16 protein-coding genes are annotated in these 20,702 nt (G+C 32.0%); 11 read left to right on the top strand and 5 right to left on the bottom strand.

The window, feature by feature from the left end; all coding sequences use genetic code 11:
- Both AST02_RS00300 and AST02_RS00295 read left to right on the top strand, forming a co-directional pair.
- Positions 1-999, top strand: coding sequence for a FecCD family ABC transporter permease (locus AST02_RS00300; RefSeq protein ID WP_002511943.1), 999 nt, complete (start codon positions 1-3; stop codon positions 997-999).
- The gene (locus tag AST02_RS00295) at positions 999-1,808 is read left to right on the top strand and encodes an ABC transporter ATP-binding protein (protein WP_069814846.1); all 810 of its coding nucleotides are present in this window, start codon (positions 999-1,001) and stop codon (positions 1,806-1,808) included. Before AST02_RS00300 ends, AST02_RS00295 begins: the two co-directional genes overlap by 1 nt.
- A 74-nt stretch (positions 1,809-1,882) precedes the next feature.
- On the opposite strand, the gene AST02_RS00290 is transcribed toward AST02_RS00295, so the two are convergent.
- On the bottom strand, positions 1,883-2,263 hold the full coding sequence (locus AST02_RS00290) for a winged helix-turn-helix transcriptional regulator (protein ID WP_069814844.1): 381 nt from the start codon (positions 2,261-2,263) through the stop codon (positions 1,883-1,885).
- 121 nt (positions 2,264-2,384) lie between these two features.
- Here AST02_RS00290 and AST02_RS00285 point away from each other — a divergent pair, with 121 nt between their 5' ends.
- The 3 genes from AST02_RS00285 to AST02_RS00275 all read left to right on the top strand — a co-directional run bounded on the left by AST02_RS00285 (position 2,385) and on the right by AST02_RS00275 (position 5,580).
- Complete coding sequence (locus tag AST02_RS00285) at positions 2,385-3,566, top strand: MFS transporter (protein WP_069814842.1); 1,182 nt, start codon at positions 2,385-2,387, stop codon at positions 3,564-3,566.
- Between the two features lie 157 nt (positions 3,567-3,723).
- Positions 3,724-4,920, top strand: a complete 1,197-nt coding sequence (locus tag AST02_RS00280) for an amidohydrolase (RefSeq protein WP_069814841.1) — start codon at positions 3,724-3,726, stop codon at positions 4,918-4,920.
- Positions 4,921-5,094: 174 nt separating this feature from the next.
- Positions 5,095-5,580, top strand: coding sequence for a hypothetical protein (locus AST02_RS00275; protein ID WP_069814839.1), 486 nt, complete (start codon positions 5,095-5,097; stop codon positions 5,578-5,580).
- Positions 5,581-5,709: 129 nt separating this feature from the next.
- Here the strand turns inward: AST02_RS00275 and AST02_RS00270 are convergent, their stop codons facing one another.
- Positions 5,710-7,131 (bottom strand): MDR family MFS transporter, encoded by a 1,422-nt coding sequence (locus tag AST02_RS00270; RefSeq protein ID WP_069814836.1) that lies wholly within the window; start codon positions 7,129-7,131, stop codon positions 5,710-5,712.
- A 589-nt stretch (positions 7,132-7,720) separates the two neighbouring features.
- Here AST02_RS00270 and mbcS point away from each other — a divergent pair.
- Positions 7,721-9,298: an acyl-CoA synthetase MbcS gene (gene mbcS, locus AST02_RS00265; protein WP_069814835.1), complete on the top strand. Its 1,578-nt coding sequence runs from the start codon at positions 7,721-7,723 to the stop codon at positions 9,296-9,298.
- A gap of 259 nt (positions 9,299-9,557) precedes the next feature.
- Here the strand turns inward: mbcS and AST02_RS00260 are convergent, their stop codons facing one another.
- Together AST02_RS00260 and AST02_RS00255 are read right to left on the bottom strand one after the other, a co-directional pair.
- Positions 9,558-10,103: a DUF1541 domain-containing protein gene (locus AST02_RS00260; RefSeq protein ID WP_069814833.1), complete on the bottom strand. Its 546-nt coding sequence runs from the start codon at positions 10,101-10,103 to the stop codon at positions 9,558-9,560.
- 19 nt (positions 10,104-10,122) lie between these two features.
- Complete coding sequence (locus AST02_RS00255; RefSeq protein WP_069814831.1) at positions 10,123-12,165, bottom strand: heavy metal translocating P-type ATPase; 2,043 nt, start codon at positions 12,163-12,165, stop codon at positions 10,123-10,125.
- 183 nt (positions 12,166-12,348) lie between these two features.
- Here AST02_RS00255 and AST02_RS00250 point away from each other — a divergent pair, with 183 nt between their 5' ends.
- The 3 genes from AST02_RS00250 to AST02_RS00240 all read left to right on the top strand — a co-directional run bounded on the left by AST02_RS00250 (position 12,349) and on the right by AST02_RS00240 (position 14,761).
- Complete coding sequence (locus AST02_RS00250; RefSeq protein ID WP_069814830.1) at positions 12,349-13,080, top strand: MerR family transcriptional regulator; 732 nt, start codon at positions 12,349-12,351, stop codon at positions 13,078-13,080.
- A 177-nt stretch (positions 13,081-13,257) separates the two neighbouring features.
- Complete coding sequence (locus tag AST02_RS00245; RefSeq protein WP_069814828.1) at positions 13,258-13,962, top strand: dihydropteridine reductase; 705 nt, start codon at positions 13,258-13,260, stop codon at positions 13,960-13,962.
- Between the two features lie 211 nt (positions 13,963-14,173).
- A complete protein-coding gene (locus AST02_RS00240; RefSeq protein ID WP_069814826.1) occupies positions 14,174-14,761 on the top strand; it encodes an undecaprenyl-diphosphatase in 588 nt (195 codons plus the stop codon).
- Positions 14,762-14,924: 163 nt separating this feature from the next.
- Here AST02_RS00240 and AST02_RS00235 read toward each other — a convergent pair whose 3' ends face one another.
- Positions 14,925-15,128 (bottom strand): TM2 domain-containing protein, encoded by a 204-nt coding sequence (locus tag AST02_RS00235; protein ID WP_069814824.1) that lies wholly within the window; start codon positions 15,126-15,128, stop codon positions 14,925-14,927.
- Between the two features lie 263 nt (positions 15,129-15,391).
- On the opposite strand from AST02_RS00235, the gene AST02_RS00230 reads away from it, so the two are divergent.
- Entirely contained in the window at positions 15,392-16,057 is a 666-nt protein-coding gene (locus AST02_RS00230; protein WP_069814822.1) for a 4'-phosphopantetheinyl transferase family protein, read from the top strand.
- Between the two features lie 205 nt (positions 16,058-16,262).
- Positions 16,263-20,702: non-ribosomal peptide synthetase (locus tag AST02_RS00225; protein WP_081333339.1), on the top strand; the 4,440-nt coding region annotated here is incomplete at its 3' end.

Here is a 20,702-nt window from a genome sequence, read left to right as displayed (position 1 = left end):
ATGAAGAAATCAAAAATATTATTATTAATTGTTTTACCACTTGTGGTAGCAATTATTTCACTCGGAGTAGGAAGAGTTTTTATAGATCCTATTACGATTATTAAAATTTTAACATCACAAATTATTCCTATAGAAGAAACATGGGCACCAGTACAAGAAACGGTAGTGATGAATGTTCGTTTTCCAAGAATATTATTAGCCCTATTAATAGGGGGTGGATTATCTATTTCTGGTGCGAGTTTTCAAGGCATGTTTGGCAACCCTTTAGTTTCGCCAGACATACTGGGTGTTTCAGCAGGAGCTGGATTTGGAGCATCTCTAGGTATATTGTTTTTTGGTAACACTTTTGGGGCACAAATATTAGCTTTAGCATTTGGACTATTGGCGATACTGTTCACATTTTTTGTAGCAGGAAATCAAAAAAATTCTCCAATCTTTATGTTTGTGCTCGCAGGTGTCATTACATCAGCATTGTTTAATGCACTTATTTCATTAATGAAGTTCGTAGCTGATCCAGAAGAGAAATTACCCGCAATCACGTATTGGTTAATGGGAAGTCTAGGAACAGCAACTTATAAAGATTTATATGTTGCGGCACCGATTATCATCATAGGCGTGCTCATATTGTATACACTAAGATGGAGACTTAATTTACTCACATTACCAGAAGATGAAGCTAAGTCTATGGGTATTCCTGTTGTAGCTTTAAAATGGGCAATCATTGCAGGTGCAACGATTATCACAGCAGCTACGGTTGCGGTAGCGGGTATCGTAGGATGGGTTGGTTTAATCATCCCACATATTGCACGTATGTTTGTAGGTAACAATAATCAATATGTGTTACCTGTATCACTTGCTATCGGTAGTACATATTTGTTAATCATTGATAACTTGGCTAGAAGTTTAACAGCTACTGAAATTCCATTATCTATCTTAACTGCAATTATTGGCGCACCATTTTTTGCATACTTATTACGCCGTATGGGAGGTTCGTGGTAATGCACTTAGAAGTAAAAGAAGGCAACTTTCATTATAAAAACAAACCTTATTTATATAAAGAAGATGTGAATTTTAAATTGGCTCCTGGCGAGGTCTTATCGATTTTAGGGCCTAATGGTGCTGGAAAAACAACATTGTTAAAATGTGTTATTGGGTTGCTAGATTGGACGGATGGCGAAACGTTTATCGATGATGTCCCGTTAAATGACCTGAAGAAAAAGGAATTGTGGAAAAAGATTGGTTATGTGCCTCAAGCTCAAAAAATGACTTTTGGTTACACGCTCTTAGAACTTGTGATCATGGGAAGAGCGCCATTTATCAGTACTTTAGCACAACCTTCAAAAAAGGATGAAGCGGCTGCAATTGAAGCGCTGGAAACAGTGGGTGTTAGCCATTTGGCCAATCAGTCATGTAACGAGGTCAGTGGCGGAGAATTACAATTAGCACTCATCGCAAGAACACTTGTATCGGGCCCTGAATTATTAATACTGGATGAACCAGAATCTCATTTAGATATTCAAAAACAAATTACGATTTTAAAAACGATACGTAAGCTGTCAAAAGAACAGGGGATATCATGCATTATTAATACGCATTATCCAAACCATGCGTTTTATCTTTCAGATAATGTGATTATTACTGGAAAAGAAAAAGGTATCGTTTTTGGAGAAACAACTGAAGTAATGACCGAACAAAGAATGAAACAATTCTTCGATGTTGATTTGAAGAAACTGTATTATGAAGATGAAGAACTACAACTTGAAACGATGGTTCCTAAAGATTTAGGAATCCAAAAAAACAAGATTTAAGAACAGAAATAATCATAACAATTTGGTATACAAAACGCCCTATTCTAAAGTTATAGAATAGGGCGTTTTTGTTATTAACTCGGTTTGGGTATATCGACAAAATCTTGTTGTGCTAATGATACTGTTTCCCCTTGTTGATGCATTTTTTCAATATGGAACTCTCCCCAATAACAAAGTGAAGAAAGTAAATCTCCTAGTGTTTGACCATAATTTGATAATTCGTATTCAACTTTAGGGGGGATTTGATCATATACGATACGGTTGATAATACCGTCTTTTTCTAGTTCGCGTAATTGCTGTGTTAACATTTTTTGAGTAATCGTTGGAATGGCACGTTTTAATGCAGATGTACGCATCAACCCGTTGTTTTGTAAATGACATAAGATGACAGGTTTCCATTTTCCACCGATGACATCAATGGTTGCTTCGACGCCGATATTATAAGATTTGCTCATTTAATTACCTCCTGATAGGTACTCAAAGGTACCTATAGTACTTTAAAGTGCGTACTTCCGCTTTTGATATGTGTAGTTTATATTAACACATACATAAAACAAGAAGGAGTCAAAAAACATTATGAGAAAAAACAAATTCGCTATATTAGCGTTAGCAATGTCTGCCTTTGCAATTGGAATGACTGAATTTATTAGTGTAGGTCTCTTACCACTCATTAAAGATGATTTTGATACTACGATTTCATTAGCAGGATTAACTGTATCTTTGTACGCTGTGGGGGTAACAATAGGAGCGCCTTTACTAACACCAATGACAAATAAAATAAAATGGAAGCATTTACTATTAGTCATTATGCTTATTTTCATTATTGCGAATTCACTTGCTGCCTTTGCGACCACGTTTAGTATGTTGTTAGCTATGCGTGTACTATCGGCATTGATGCACGGCGTGTTTATGTCTATCGCTACAGCAATCGCAAGTGATTTGGTAACGCCTGATAAGCGTGCAAGCGCGATTGCGATGATGTTTACAGGTTTAACCGTTGCTACAATTACAGGCGTACCATTAGGAACATGGATTGGTCAGCACTTTGGTTGGGAAGCATCGTTTATTACAATTGCTATGATTGGATTGATTAGTTTAATCATTAATATATTAGCAGTACCAAGTAATTTGGAAGAATATGCTCAGGCATCGATAAAGGAACAATTAAAAGTGTTTAAAAACAAATCATTAATGATGGTTTATTTGATTACTGCACTCGGTTACGGCGGCACTTTTGTAGTCTACACATACTTGACTAGTATTCTTACAGATATTTTGAATTATAGCGACGAAGCGGTGGTGATACTGCTAGTGATGTATGGTGTAATGGTTGCTATTGGCAATACACTTGGTGGGAAACTGACAAACAATAAGCCAACAAAAGTACTTATATGGATATTCTTAATTCAAGCGATAGTTTTATTACTTCTAGGCTTAACTGTGACACATTATTTCTTAGGTACCATAGCCATACTTCTGATGGGTTTGTTCGCATTTATGAATGTTCCGGGACTGCAATTGATTGTGGTACTTTTTGCAGAACGAAAAAATAAGGCAACGACTAACTTTGCTTCTAGTTTAAACATTGCTGCTTTCAATATCGGTATCACATTGGGAGCAGTCATCGGAGGATATGTGCTCAATCATTTTTCACTTGCAATGACACCATATTTTGGTTTCGCTATGGTGATGATCGCTAGTATTATGATGTATATCGTTTATAAAAATGAGACAGAAGCACAAGTAGGTATACTATAAAAATATCGTAATGAAACGAATCAATGTCACTTCATTAAATAATTAAAAATGTAATATTCCATAAAATAGTAATTTATTTTTGTATTAATCTTCTTTAAGATTTAAACTTTTAAAATGGTTAAATTATTTACAAACAAATTGAAAGAAGTGAATCTTTATGAATACAAAAGAGATATTATTTAAAAAGTTAGAAGATAAGGAATCTGAAATGATTCAGCATCGTCGTTATTTACATCAACATCCAGAGTTGTCATTTCAAGAGGATGCTACAGCACAATATATTAAAGATTTTTACAAAGGTAAAGATGTGACAGTTACGCAACCTGTTCTAGGTAGTAACGCAATTATTGTAGAAATCAAAGGGCAACAACCTGGCAAAACAATAGGATTACGCGCTGATTTTGATGCATTGCCGATACAAGAAGAGATAGATGTACCCTTTAAGTCAACAAATGAAGGGGTAATGCATGCGTGTGGCCATGATGCACATACCGCGTATTTGTTAGGACTAGCAGACGCATTAATTGAAATGAAAGAGGAACTTTCAGGTACAGTTAAAATTATTCATCAACATGCTGAAGAAATGCCTCCAGGTGGTGCACAACAAGTGATGGAATCAGGTGCATTAAATGATCTAGATGAAATATATGGTATCCATGTAGTACCCGTCGCTGGTACAGAAGTGATTGGATATAATAAGGGCAATGCTTTCGCTGGCAGTTCTACATTTACTTTAACGATTAATGGTTTAGGTGGTCATGCTGCGAGTCCTCATAAAACACACGATGCTTTGATTGCAGGAACCAATTTTGTAAACACCCTCCAAACAATAGTGTCTAGACGTATCGATCCTTCGGAAATGGGCGTGATTACTGTTGGCGCGTTTGATGCACCTGGTGGAGCCAATGTTATACAAGACAAAGTAACAATCAAGGGAACAGCGCGTTATCTTAACGATGACTTAGAGCAATTTATGTATGAAGAGATTGAGAAAGTCGCAAAAAGCGTAGCCGTTGGTTTTGATATTACGTATGATTTAGATTACCAATTTGGTTATCCTGTGCTGTACAATCATCCCGAACAAACAGAACAAGTAGTAGATATTCTAACAGCAAGTAAGGGTGACTATTTTGAACATCTTGTAGAAATACCGTCAGTTTCAGGTTCTGAAGATTTTGCCTATTATTTAAAAGAAATACCAGGTTCTTTTTTCATCGTTGGCTGTAAACCAGAAGATATTGAAGCACCATATATGAATCATCATCCTAAGTTTGAAGTGAATGAAGATGCATTATTAGTTGCAGCAAAAGCAGTGGGTGAAATTGCAATTAACAGACTTTCTGCTACAGATTAATCTTTAAAAATATAAAAAGTAATGTGAAAATCCAATTATACCTTTGAAGTCAATTGAGACAATTGGTATTATAGAGTAGTTGGTAAGTAGAGATATTGATTAATTTCATTAATCAAAAATATATGTCGATTGATACGTCTACAACCTGAATTTCAATAAGGAGACGATCAAAATATGTATTTAGAACCAAGGTTACCTCAAAATGGTAGGGAAGCTATGTTATTTGTTGCCATTATTTCTATTATTTCAGTAAACACGATAGGTCCATTAGTTATGGGATTCCAGTTTGGTTTTAGTTTAGATAACTATCTTATGACTTTAACAAAACTACCATTTATATGGATAGCTGTTGTTATACTTGTAATCTTTGTTGCTAATCCACTCGTAGGAAAACTCGTAGCAAAATTTGCTAGCAAAGATGATAGTTTTAATGCTCAAATTTTATTCAATATTTTATTTAATGTAACTATTTTATCCATATTATTAACAATCATTGGTACATGGATTGGAACTGGAACAGTAAATTTAGAGGTTTTTGAAACATTCTTTTATAATTGGCCTCGTAACTTTTTTATTGCATTTTGGATTGAACTACTCATAGCTCAACCGATAGCGAGATTTGCAATGAAAACACTACACGCTAAAAAAGCGAGCAGTTAACAAAGCAGATATATCAACCGAAGTTAATAGATTAAAACATAAAAAACACTTTCGAAAACATTCATACTTAAATGAATGTAACGAAAGTGTTTTTGTTTATACTAATGAACTTTTTCATTAGATGATTAATTACAATGTTCTGCGAGATGGTTTTGTTTCATCTGTAAGTTTTGCTGATAACAATAGTGCGATGACTGATATACCAGTAGCAACCATAAATGTTACGTTCACACCATGAATCATACCTTCCATACCTTCACTAGGGATGGCTGAAACAGACATTAATGTAATAAATAATGCTGTACCGATTGCGCCGGCCATTTGTCTAAATGTATTGTTCATGGCAGTACCATGAGCAATGAGGCTGTTCGGTAATTGGTTAATCGCTAGTGTTGTCATAGGCATCATAACCATTGCAAGTGATACCATACGCACTGCGTTAGCCGTGGCAAGGTAATTAAAGCTTGTATGCGCTGTAAGCATTGTAAATGGTATTGTTGAAGCAACTAAGACAAGCAAGCCAATACGAGCGAGCCATTTGCCGCCATATTTATCAAATAAACGACCTGTAATAGGGTTCATAATACCCATAACAATTGCACCTGGTAATAATACTAAACCAGATTCTAATGCAGAGAAACCTAGCATATTTTGCATATACAACGGTAAGATAATATTTGATGCGATTAGTACACCAAATACGAACATACTTAATGCTGTACCTAAAGTGTAAATACGATAACTAAACACTCTAAATTCAAGCATAGGTTCTTTGAGTTTCAACTGGCGACGAATGAATATAACCAATGAAACGATACCAACGATAAGTGGTAAGATAAATTGTACGCTGCCCCATCCTGCTTCTCCAACAGAACTGAAACCATATAAGAGTCCACCAAAACCTAGTGTAGATAGAATGACTGATGCGATATCTAGTTTTGGATTTGAAGTTTCTGTAACGTTTTTCAATAGGAAAATTGAAGCAACGATGATAACAACTGCGATTGGGAATACGACGTAGAAGACACTTCTCCATGAGAGATGCTCTACTAAAACGCCTGATAACGTAGGTCCAATTGCTGGTGCGAATGCGATGACTAATCCGAATAAGCCCATTGCCGTACCACGTTTTTCTACAGGGAAAAGTAAGAATAAGATTGTTTGCATTAATGGCATCATAATACCTGCACCTGCTGCTTGTAAGACACGTCCGATTAATAACATTGAAAAATCTAGTCCGACAGCACAGATTAAGGTACCTACTGCAAAAATGCTCATGGCGGTTAAGAATAACTGCCTTGATGTATAACGTTGAATTAAAAATGCTGTAATAGGTATCATAATACCGTTTACTAACATAAATATAGATTGTAACCACTGTACCGTACTTTCAGATACTTGTAGGTCATTCATAATTGGGGGTAAAGCTGTACCAAGTAACGTTTGGTTTAAAATTGTAATAAAGGCCCCTGATAATAATACGATAAATAAGGGGATTCTTTTTTCTACATGGAATGCTCCTGTTTCAGTCAATAGACTCACTTCTTTCATAAAAATTGCACATCTAAACAGTTTAACACTAAGCTCATTTTCAATCTAGTGATTAAGCTTAAAAATAAATAATATATCCAATAATTGATGAACAGGGACCATTTCTCAATCTGTTTAATTATTTTTGAAATGGTGCGTATAATTTTCGTAGTGATTTACACATTTATAATGCTACGTATGAAATACTACACTTTTATTATAGCGAATGTCAAAATAAACTCTAGTTATATGAAGGGAAATTTAAATGAAAATGAAAAACTCAGAGTTAACATAAATTATTTAGCTCACTTTTAGAACTTGATAAAGTACTTGGTAGAGCTGTTTTTTAAGAATTAACAAGTATGTAAAAAAATGATATTGCAGATATATTTTAATTATTCTGAATTTAAAATATATCTATATATGGGTCACTTTTGCTATAATAAATAAATGGATAAATCATTTAAGCCATAATCGTATCTATTTACATGTAATAAGTTTAAAATTGTCATTAAATTATTGGAAAGTATTTGGATAAGTAATCAGTAATCTATACATTTAAAGTACAATTGTACAGATTATAGATGTTCGAATAAAAGGAGAGTAAATAATGAATAAACAAGATTTAATCGCTCCAGAAACTTATAACATAGTGAGCGAAATCGAAAAATTTACAGCAGATCAATCTAAAAAAGCTGTAATATTTGAAAATGAAACAGGAGAAAATAGAGAAATTACATATACCAACCTTATCAAAAATGCGAATAAAGTGGGTAATATGTTTTTAAAATATGGTTTAAAAAAAGGTGACAAAGTTCTCATCATGATGCCACGTTGCATTGAAACATATGAGATTTATCTTGCTGCCTTAAAATTAGGTATCATTATTATTCCTAGTTCTGAAATGTTACGTACGAAAGACTTACAATACAGAATCACGCATGGTGAAGTAAAAGGAATTGTAGTTATTTCAGATGCGCTTGATGAGTTTAAAGCAGTCAAAGAATACGACACACTAACTAAGTTTATTGTTGGCGGTCAAGAAGATGGTTGGATGTCAGTTGAAGATGAAAAAGCAAATTCAACGGATCAATTAGACATTGTTGAAACTTCTCGTGAAGATATTGCTTTATTATCTTATACGTCTGGCACAACTGGTAATCCTAAAGCTGTTGTCCATTCACATGGTTGGGGCTATGCACATATGCAGATGGCACCGAAACATTGGTTGAGTATTAAAGAAGACGATGTTGTTTGGGCAACTGCTGCACCAGGTTGGCAAAAATGGGTATGGAGCCCGTTATTATCAATTATGGGATCAGGTGCAACTGCCTTTGTATATAATGGAAGATTTGATGCGGAAAAATATTTACAATTATTACAAGATAATAAAATTAATGCGCTTTGTTGTACACCGACTGAGTATCGCTTGATGGCAAAACTTTCTAATTTAACAGATTATAATTTGGAACATTTGCATAGTGCAGTGTCTGCAGGCGAACCATTAAATAGAGAAGTCGTTGAAAAATTCCAAGAAAACTTTGATCTTACAGTAAGAGATGGTTATGGCCAAACAGAAAGTACATTGTTGATTGGATTTTTAAAAGATACAGAGAGCCGTCCTGGTTCAATGGGTAAAGCAATCCCTGGTAGTCATGTAACTGTCATTAATGATGATGGCGAACTATCTGAAGTAGGCGAAGTAGGTAATATCGCAGTGCCGTTAGACTTACCTGCATTGTTCAAAGGTTATTATAAAGACCCAGAACGCACAGCAGAACCACAAAATGGTGACTACTTTATGACGGGTGATTTAGCTAAAATAGACGAAGATGGTTATTTCTGGTTTGAAGGTCGTAAAGATGACATCATTATTAGTTCTGGCTATACAATAGGGCCGTTCGAAGTTGAAGATTCACTTACGAAACATCCTTACGTAAAAGAATGTGCTGTTGTTGCGAGCCCACATGAAATTAGAGGGAACATCGTTAAAGCATTTATTATTTTACAAGATGACGTAACTGGTAATGAAGACACAATCAAAGAATTACAAAACTACGTCAAACACGATGTTGCGCCGTATAAATATCCAAGAGCCATCGAGTTTGTCGAAGACTTACCTAAGACCAACTCAGGTAAAATTAGACGTATCGAATTAAGAGACGCTGAAAAAAAGAAACAATCATAATTGATTAATCTTAAAAATGCTTAGTACACAAAAAACCTGTCAATATCATTGAGTAATTTTGATGATATTGACGGGTTTATTTTTTTATTAAAAAAGTGTTTAATGTGTATTATTTATATAGAACATAGGTGATTCTATTAGAATTCTCGCAATAGTTTCTGAGTTTTATAATGAAAAAAGAGATTATAGAATATCAATCGAGAGTAATAGGAATGCAAAATACGGTTATATTTTAAAAAGTCTAAAATGATAATTTAATTTAGCGTGATTTTAGCTCGTCACTTGTCATCCATTTATGATTTTTCACCATCTTGTCATTTTCAGTTGATTTATAATCAACTACATAAACAGTTGTCTTATTTACATCATCTATTTTTGCTTCTGCGCCCTTCATACCAGGCATGTGGTCAGCTTCTAATTTAACTGTATCACCTTTCTTAAATCCATTTTCAGGGGCATCGGCAACTTCTTCATTAACAACCCATTTATGATTACTTACCTTTTCATCCCCATTTGTAGGCATATAACTTACGACATAAGCATAAGTCTCATAAGCACCCTTTACAGTAGCTTCCGCATTTTTCATACCTGGCATGTGTCCTGTTGTAATAGTGACTGTATCACCTTGTTTAAATTTACTATCATTTGTATGCTTCATATCATCTGGTACTTTACTTTCACTTTTGTGTTCTGTATGTTCTTCTTGTTTTTGATCTTTGGTGTCTTTATCTTCTTCGCTTTCATTTGAACAAGCTGATAATACTAATCCTGCTGTTAATATAATAAATCCTAATTTTTTATACATATTTTAAAACTCCAATCTGTTATTTCAACTTTAACGTGAAAGCGTTAATTGCTACGATGACCGTACTTAAGGACATGAGTACTGCACCTACAGCAGGCGATAATATTAAACCTATAAAAGCTAATATGCCGGCTGCGAGAGGGACAGCTACAACGTTATATCCTGCACCCCACCATAAATTTTGAATTGTTTTTCTCATAGTGTTTTTAGAAAGTGTCAAGAATTTGATAATATCGTATGGATTACTTTTAACAAGTATGACATCACCTGATTCGACTGCTACATCTGTCCCAGCGCCTATCGCCATGCCAATATCTGCTCTTATAAGACTGGGCGCATCATTGATCCCATCACCGACCATCATAATTTTACTACCTTTGCTTTGATATGTTTTAATTATACTTTCTTTATCTTCGGGCATTAATTGTGCATGTACATCATTAATGCCTAATTCTTTAGCAACGGTTTCTGCAACTTCTTTATTATCGCCAGTAAGCATCACTGGTGTAATGTTTCTTGATAATAAGTCTGATACCATTTGCCTTGAGCTTTCTTTAATTTTATCGCCTTGTGCAATCATGCCAATAACTTGTTGGTTATGAATTAAATAACTAATAGAGTTACCTTGTTGAGCAAGATGAGTAAATTGTTCTTTATTGTACTTAAGATTGTTATTATCGAGATAAGAAGCGTTCGTTATTTTGAGTATCTTATTATCAACTGTGCCTTCTAATCCTACACCAGGTAAATTATTAACTTTTTTAGGATTAGCATAAGAGATGTTTTTACCTTTAGTAAAATCAACAATTCCAGTAGCAAGTGGATGATTAGAACTACTTTCTAATGAAGCAAATAGACTCAATATGATCTCATCATGGAATTCATCCGTAAAACTTTCATAGTGATTAACTGTAAAATCACCTTCAGTGAGTGTTCCTGTTTTATCCATCATAACGTAATCAATATGTTGGGCAATTTCTACAGATTCTCTGTTTTTTATGATTAAGCCATTATGTGCACCTATAGAAGTAGAGCGTGCTGTAACTAATGGAATTGCCAAGCCCAATGCGTGAGGACAAGCAATAACTAATACGGTAACAAGTCTTTCAAGTGCGAAGTCGATATCATTTTGAATAAGCATCCATACAATAAATGAAATCAGTCCAATACTTACTGCAAAATAAAATAAGTAACCAGCGACTTTATCTGAGAGGAGTTCAGCTTTTGATTTATCATTTTGCGCTTGATTAACAAGTCCCATAACTTGGGAGAGATAGCCATTTGCACCAGTGGCTGTAACTTTAACTTGTATTGTTCCTGAACCATTGATAGAACCGCCAATAACGTCATCATTATACTTTTTAGCAACTTTCTTTGATTCACCAGTAACTAATGATTCATCAATTGATGTCTCACCCTGAGTAATTGTGCCATCTGTAGGTATGCTTTCCCCAGCTTTAACTTCAACAATATCATCAATATTGATGTTATCAATTTTTACTTCATGACGTTGATCATTATCTGTAATTTTAACTGCGGTATTAGGTAAAAGTTCTGCCATTTTTTTCAATGCATTACCTGCATTACCTACTGCGTTCATTTCAATCCAATGGCCTAATAACATGATTAAAATTAAAGTCGCTAATTCCCAGAAAAAATCCATTGTATGTGTTGAGGAATCACTAAAATTATTCATGTAAAATGCATATAAACTATAAAAATATGCGACTGAAATGCCTAAAGCAACGAGTGTCATCATTCCAGGTTTTTTAGTTGAAATTTCATCTTTAGCACCTGCTAAAAAAGGCATGCCTCCGTAAAAGAATAAAATTGTGGCAAGAATTAATACAATCCAATCTGAACCGGTAAATGAAAATTGAAATGGCAATGTGACACCCATCATTGGGGATAAAATAATAATAGGTATCGCAAAAATTAAAGAAATAAAGAATTTATTTTTAAAATTACCGTGATGATGCGCATGTTCATTATGACTAGCATGCTTCTCATCTTCATGATGCTCATAGCCATCATGAAGATGGTGTTTATCATTATGTTCCATAATAAAACCTCCTATATTTATAGAATTAGTAATAAGATGATTTTAGTATAACACATACCCTGAGGGGGTATAAATGTTTCGACTTTTAATAAAGAATCTGGTAAAAAATATAATGAAGATGTTTATTTATATTGACTGTTACTCAGGGTAATAGTTTATTAAATAAAGTAGGAGGTGAAAAATATGTCTATATATTCAACAGGAGAGTTAGCTGCCCTTTTTTCTATTACAACTAGAACCATTCAATATTATGATAAAAAAGGAATACTCAAACCATCCTATGTTAAGGATAATAACTACAGAGTTTATACAGAAAAAGAAGTTAAAAAACTACAAATCGTCATAGCTTTAAGAAATATGCAATTCAATTTAAAAGATATTAATAAGCTAATTAATAGTGATGAAGATTTGAGGTCAATATATTTATTATTAGATCAAAAGATAGAGGGTGATGAACAACGCATAAAAGAAGATCAGCAAAGACTTAATAACTTGAAACGTTTTAAAAGTATGATTTCTGAAACATCTAACTCACCGATACAAAAATTATTAGACATAGAAGATGTTATGAATAAAAATGAAAATATTAGTAAGTTATATCGAAAACTATTTTTGGTGGGTGGATTAGGGACATTAGTCCAGTTAATAGGTATATCAATAAGTTTTGCTATAAAAAGTTATTTACCATTTGTAATATCTTTTGTTTTAGCTATTATTTGTGCGATTACAATAACAAATAAATACTTTAATTCAGTATTATACATGTGCCCGAATTGCCATTTTAAATTCAAACCTAAAAAATTACAATGGATGTTAGCTGCGCATACATCGAAGACTAGAAAATTAAAATGTCCAAACTGTAACGAAAAATATCATTGTATAGAAACATTAAAAGAGGTTGAAAAATTCTCTTAATTAATGGAAAAGCGTGAGCAGAAAACATTTATTTTCTGTTCACGCTTTAAATATAGCGAAAATTACTTCTGCAAAATGATTTTCAATAAACAGTAATATACTTTAATTGATAATTATTATCATTTGAAGTATATTATATAAATAGATTTAATTGTAAATGATGAGGAGAATATATAAATGCAGATATATTGGACTAAAATAAATAAGATTATTAATGAGACGTCTGAAATTAAAACGTATTTACTTGATCGCCCAGAGGATTTTACTTGGGAAGAGGGCTCTCACACGCACATGGGATTAAAAGGTTTTAATGAAGGCGAAAAACCAAATAAAAGCTTAGTTCGCCATATGTCGATTTCTACTGTTCCTAACGAGAATATAATTGGAATTACTACAAGAATAAGAAAACAATGTTCTGAATTTAAAAATATTTTAAATAAGTTAGAAGTTGGACAAGAAGTAGCGCTTTTTAAAACACATTCAAATATTCCACTAAAAAGAGAAAGTAAAAATGTGTATTTACTATCTTCGGGTGTTGGCTTAGCGACATATAGACCAATAGTGCTTAAATATTTAGAGAACGCTGAAAATGTTAATAAAATACATTCTATAAATGTTGATTCATCTAAAGAATTCTTATTTACAGATATATTTAAATCTGTACCAGATAAAAAATTCACATCACAATTTGTGGATAGCAGAGCATCATATTATGAGCAATTAGAAAATATTTCAACGGATAAAAATGCTTTATTTTATATAGTAGGTAGCGATGAATTCGTAACTCAAAATATTGAAAAATTATTTGAGTTAGGTATGAAAACATCACAAATTGTAATTGATAAGCGTGAGAAACAACGCTCGGAATTCCTAACAATATAAATGCTTAAATTGCTATAAAATTAAAATATTGTAATGCCTCAAGCCAAAGGTCTGTTATATATTTTTGAATATATTCAAAAATCTTTTCTTTATATTTCAAAGTAATTTTCAACAATATTTTATAGATATTGTTTTAATATTTTATTTTGGTATAGTTGAAGGTCAGTATAAACTATATTTAATAAAATTAAATAATTAAGGAATGATTTGAATCAATTTATCAGAATTAAATGTTGAACTATTTAGGGTGTTTAACGAATTAAGTAAACAACTGGTGTTTTTAAATCCAGTAATGATTTTTTTAGCTAAATACATGGAGTATTTTTTAATTTTAAGTATTATCATATATTGGTTTACTCGAAAACAACAAAATAGAATGATGGTCATTAGTGCAATCATTGCTTTTGTAGTCGCAGAGTTATTAGGAGATATTATAGGGAAAGTATATTCAAATAACCAACCATTTGCAGAATTATCAAATGTTAGTCAACTTATTGGACATGAAATAGATAATTCATTTCCAAGTGATCATGCACTACAATATTTTGCTATATGTATCATGTTTCTGCTTTTCAAAAAAAACTTAAGGTATTTTTGGCTAGTATTAGCTTTTCTTGTAGGGATTTCAAGGATTTGGGTTGGTGTACATTATCCAGGAGACATATTGGCAGGCGCAATTTTAGGTACATTTTCGGCAGTAGTTTCTTTCTGGATCGTTCCTCATATAAGGCTAACTAAAAAACTTTTAGAAATATATGAAAGAGGAGAAACGTTCATATTATCGAAAATATCAAAATAAAGCGTATAGATGAATAACAAGGCATGATAATATATAAAATTTCTGAAGTTAAGAAAATAAATTAAAACATACTAAAATAGCAGTGAAGAAATCTATAATGATAGAGGCCCTCACTGCTATTTTATATGAGTAGATTATCCAGTATCTTAAATTTCAAATTGCTTTATACTGCTATATCTCCATTACTATCCGACTTTTTAAAAACAGTTAAAATCGCTTCTACGATACCAATGATTTCAGGAATACCAGTCCAACAAAATACAAAATATAATATCCCTAATTTTCTTTTGTTTGAATAAAATTTATGGACGCCTAATCCACCTAGAAAGAAGGCTAATAGCATATAAATTATTTTGTTAACTTTCATTAAACCATCTCCTGAACCTTTTATAGGCACTATACAATATAAATGGTGGTATACATAATGTTTTGACTATTTAGACTTGAATAACAAATATATCTAATATAATAAGTGGCTTAAATTTTTAAAAGTCATTAAAAACTTTAACATTAAAAATATTTTAATATGTTACCATAATACTAATAATATAATATTTTTAATAATTTCCATGTATTAGTAAAGTTTTTTATAATGATATATCGTGAACCTATATAGAATGGAGCAAATAGATGAAGTTATATTTAATAAATGTAAGTGACTTAAACTATGATGCTATACAAAATCGGTTTTTAAATCATATCAGATGTGACAAGCAGAATAGAATTCATAACTTACATGCTGAAAATGATAAGGTGCTTACTTTGATCAGTGAATTGTTATTATATTATGCGCTGATCAAAGATTATGGTTTTTCTCTAGAAGGACTCATTTTTGAGGAAAATGAGTATGGCAAGCCATATTTACTAAAATCACAGAACGTACATTTTAATTTATCTCATTCAAATGAATGGGCGGCTTGCTATATCTCTGATTCGCCAGTAGGCGTCGATATAGAGCAAATAGATGATATAGATAAGAAACTGTTTTGTGATATTACACATGCTAATGAACGCGCTATGATGAGCAATAACAAAGAGAATTTCTTTTCTTTTTGGTGTTTAAAAGAAAGTTATACCAAATTTATAGGAAAAGGCTTATCTTTTGATATTAAACAATTATCTTTTGATTTTAACATCAAACACAATATTGAGTTGGTATATAATAACGAAATAATTACAAACCATTTTTTATTATTAGATGTAATAGAAAATTATAAATTAGCTGTTTGTTGTGAAAATATAGTTACACCTAAAATTGAGTTTGTAACGTATAAAAATATAGAAAAACACTTATAAAATAATCGTGGGAGAGCTGTTTTGGAATAATTTTACAATCATTTACTATAAGTTAATAATAATTTATGATTTAATAAAAAAATTACAAAATATTTACAATTTATAACCTTTTATAACTTTTATTATTATAATAATAAGAGTTATAAAAGGTTATTTTTTTAAAAAAATATGTTAATCTTAAGATATAAAAAAAGGGGGTTTAATTATGGAAACAAGTACTTTATCAGATGCACAGACCGAAATTATTCAGTTACAAGAATATTATGAAAATAATAGCATTAATAATATACCGGGGATTATTTATATTAAACCTGAAGTTAAAATAGAAAAAATAGAAAAGGCATTAAATAATCTAATAAAAACACATGAGAGCTATAGAATTAAAATGAAAAAAGTGAAAGGTGAATATAAACAATATATTACTGAACACAAAGATAGAAATTTTGATTTTATTGACTTTATGAATAATCAAGTAGGGTATGATGAATGGATTAATGAACAGGCACGTAAAAACCTATTTTTTGAAAATAAGGACTTATTTGACTTTAAAATAATGAGGTTACCTACTGGGAAAACCGGAATACTTTTGCTGGAACATCATGTTATTTCAGATGCGTGGAGTGTGACAGTAGCTATCAATACAATATGTAAATATTTAATTGATGGAACTAATAACAAGCAAATAGAGTCTACATATTTTAATTACATCAAAGAAGAATTAGAATATAAAAATTCTAAAAGGTTTGAAAAAGATAAAAATTTCTGGTTAAAAAAGGTTGAAAATTTAGAAGATAATGAATTATTCGAAAATAATAGTGAAAATAATGGTCTGAGTAATAGAAAAAGTTATAGTTTCTCTGATATAGAAACCCATAGAATACACGACTTTTGTGAAAAAAATAATATAAGTATTAATAATTTATTCTCTTCCATTATGATTATTATAAAATATAAAAAAACAGCATCGAAAAAAATTTCAGTCGGGTCAGTAATGCATAATAGAAATAAAAAAGCAGAAAAAGGGCTTACTGGCGTGTTTTCAAGGGCATTGCCAATTATAATTGATGTCTCTAGTGATTATTCTATATTTGATTTATTAACCCAAACAAAATATGAAAGTTTCAATATACTAAAACATAGAAAATATCCGTATAGAAATATAGTAGAAGATAGTGGCGGGCAAAAAGGACTATTAGACTGTTTGATTTCCTATCAAAACACTCAACACAATTATGAAATTATAAAAAATGGTTATTCAGATGAATGGATAGAAAATGGCTCAAATAACGCACCATTAACTGTAAATATTAGTAATAGGAATAGAGAAGATACTTTAATTGTAGATTATGATTATCAAAGTGCTGTTGTGAATGAGAAAGAAATTATAGACCTGCATAAGATAATATTAAAAGTCATAGAAGAAATAATAGAAAATCCAAATAAAAAGATTAAAAATATAGAGTTATTGGATGAAAACGAAAAACATACCATTTTAAACGACTTTAATGACACAGAGGTGAGTTTAAATAATACGGAAACGTTTGTTGAACGTTTTGAAAAGCAAGTGAAAAAAACGCCTTATCAAACAGCGATTACGTATGAAGGCAAACGTTTAAGCTATAATGAGTTAAATATCCGTGCGAATCAGCTTGCTTATCAATTAAGAGATGAAGGTGTGAAAGCTGACAGTCTAGTTGGTTTAATTATGGATCGACAACTTGAAACGATTATTAGTATTTATGGAATTTTAAAAGCAGGTGGCGCTTATGTTCCAATTGATCCTAATTACCCAATTGACCGTATTAATTATATTTTAGAAGATAGTCAACCGAAGGTTTTACTAACAGATCGAGTATTAGATGAATCTATAAAATATGAAAATAAAGTAATTGATTTAACTAAAGAGACAAAATCAGAAACATTTCCAACCTCTAATTTAAAACAAATTTCAGATAAGTCTAACTTAATGTATGTGATTTATACTTCAGGTACAACTGGAAAACCGAAGGGCGTTATGGCACATAGTGAAGGCGTTATGAACCGTTTGAACTGGGTGATAAATAAATATAATATTGATGGCGACGATACAATATTATTTAAAACGCCTTATACTTTCGACGTTTCAGTTTGGGAAATATTTGGCTGGGCTATGGCTGGTAGTCAAATTGTTTTACTACCATCTGGAGAAGAAGGCAACCCTGAAAATATAACTGCATTATTAGAAGATTACGCGGTAACGATGGTTCACTTCGTGCCTTCGATGCTAAATATGTTCGTCAATTTTATTAAATCTACGAACAACTCACAGTCCATTTCGAAATTAAAATATGTTTTAGCTAGTGGCGAAGCATTGAAACCTGAACAAGCTAATGACTTTAATCATTTTATCGGGAATAAAAACAATACTGCCTTACTAAATCTATATGGTCCTACTGAGACAACCGTTGACGTAACAAGTTTTGACTGTGAAAACCATAAGACATATGACTCAATTCCAATCGGTAAACCAATCTCAAATATTCAAGCTTATATTTTAAATGAAGATAATAATATAATGGGTATCGGCGTGCCTGGCGAACTCTGTATTGCGGGCGTGGGTGTCACAGCAGGTTATTTAAACCGTCCTGAATTAACACAAGAGAAATTTATTGATAACCCGTTTGGGAAAGGTAAATTATATCGTACGGGAGATTTAGCAAAATGGAATGCCGACGGCAATATTAGTTATATAGGTCGTATAGATGAACAAGTTAAAATACGTGGTTATCGTATTGAATTGGGCGAAATTGAAAGTGTTTTAAGACAACAGGCTCATATCATTGATGTAGCGGTTGTTGCGACAACGATGGTTGAAAATGAATTATCTATTTGTGCGTATTTAGTATCAGATGACGCACTTGATTTTGGATCTCTAAAAACATCTTTAGGTCAAAAGTTACCAGATTATATGATACCTGCACATATGACACAACTTGATAAACTGCCAGTAACTTCAAATGGAAAGCTGAATAAAAAAGCTTTACCAAAAATTAAAGTTGAAAGTAAAGTATATGTAGCGCCGACAAACGACATGGAAAGCGCTGTGGCGAAAGCATTTGAAGCAGTATTACATGTGAATCAAGTTAGTATCCATGATAATTTCTTCGAAATGGGAGGGCACTCACTTAAAGCCATTAGTGTAATCAATGAAATTGAACATTGTATTGGGATCAGATTACCATTAAAAATTATCTTTGAGAAACCAACGGTTGCTCAATTAGCTGAGTTTATAAAAAATAGTAAAGACCATAAGAATATTCAAGATATTCCACAAGCTGAAGATAAACCCTCTTATTATGTATCTTCACAACAGAAGAGATTATATGTTTTAAATGAAATGACGGAGGGGCAAACGGCTTACAATATGCCGGGAATACTTGAAATTAAAGGTGACGTAGATATTGAACGTGTACGTTATGCTTTCCAGAGTTTAATTAACCATCATGAAATTTTAAGGACACATTTTGAAGTGTTTGAAGGAGAACCTGTTCAAATTATCAAAGATAGTGTATCTATTAATATAGACTATGAAGAGAAAATGGATATTAATTATGATAATCTCTTAAGTGAATTTGTAAGTCCATTTGACTTAGCACAGGCGCCTCTATTAAGAGTAAAAGTAGTGAAGTATGACGAACAAAAATATCTTTTATTATTTGATATGCACCATATCATTTCTGATGGTTTATCTATCAATATTATTATTAAAGATTTTTCGAGATTGTATCAAAGCGAAACATTAGAAGCATTGAAAATACATTATAAAGACTATAGTGAGTGGATGCGTGAACGTGATTTAAATCAACAACGTGCATTTTGGTTATCACAATTTGAAGAGGAAGCACCTGTTTTAGATTTACCTTATGATTATACTAGACTTAAACAGCAAAGTTTTAAAGGTAGAACAACGTCAATGCACATGCCTAATGAAACTAAGAACGCGATTAGTCAGCTTGCGCAAAAAACTGGTAGTACGGATTACATGATTTTATCGGCATCATTTATGGTATTACTTCATAAATATAGTAGACAAGAAGATATAGTTATTGGTAGTCCAGTCTCCGGAAGAACACATAAACATACCGAAGGTATATTAGGTATGTTTGTTAACACACTGGCAATGAGAGGTTATCCAGAACGAAATAAAACGTTTGAACAATTATTGTCAGAAGTAAAGAACCTTTCTATAAAAGCTTTTGATAATCAAGAATATCCACTAGAAGATTTAGTAGAAGAAGTAGTAGAAAGACGTGATTTAACTCGTAATCCTTTATTCGATGTATTATTCACGTTACAAAATAATGATAATCAAGCATTTGAAATTAATGATTGGTCTGTTGAAGTTAAAGAAGCATCACATACAAATGCGAAATTTGATTTGAGTATGACAATTGAAGAAGATGAAGGATATAAAGTTTCATTAGAATATGCAAGTGAGTTATTTAGTAAAGCGACGATAGAGCGCATGTTGAAACACTTTATGGAAGTTTTAGTTGAAATTACAAAGGATTCCTCTCAAAAACTGAGTGAGATTGAGATGATAACTGAAGAAGAAAATGCAGTTATTTTTGATGACTTTAATGATACAGAGGTGAGTTTAAATAAT

It is taken from the genome of Staphylococcus equorum (assembly GCF_001747895.1).
Lineage (GTDB): Bacteria > Bacillota > Bacilli > Staphylococcales > Staphylococcaceae > Staphylococcus > Staphylococcus equorum_A.
The sequence above is the reverse complement of the archived record's forward strand: the minus strand, read 5'-3'. Positions and strand labels throughout refer to the sequence as shown.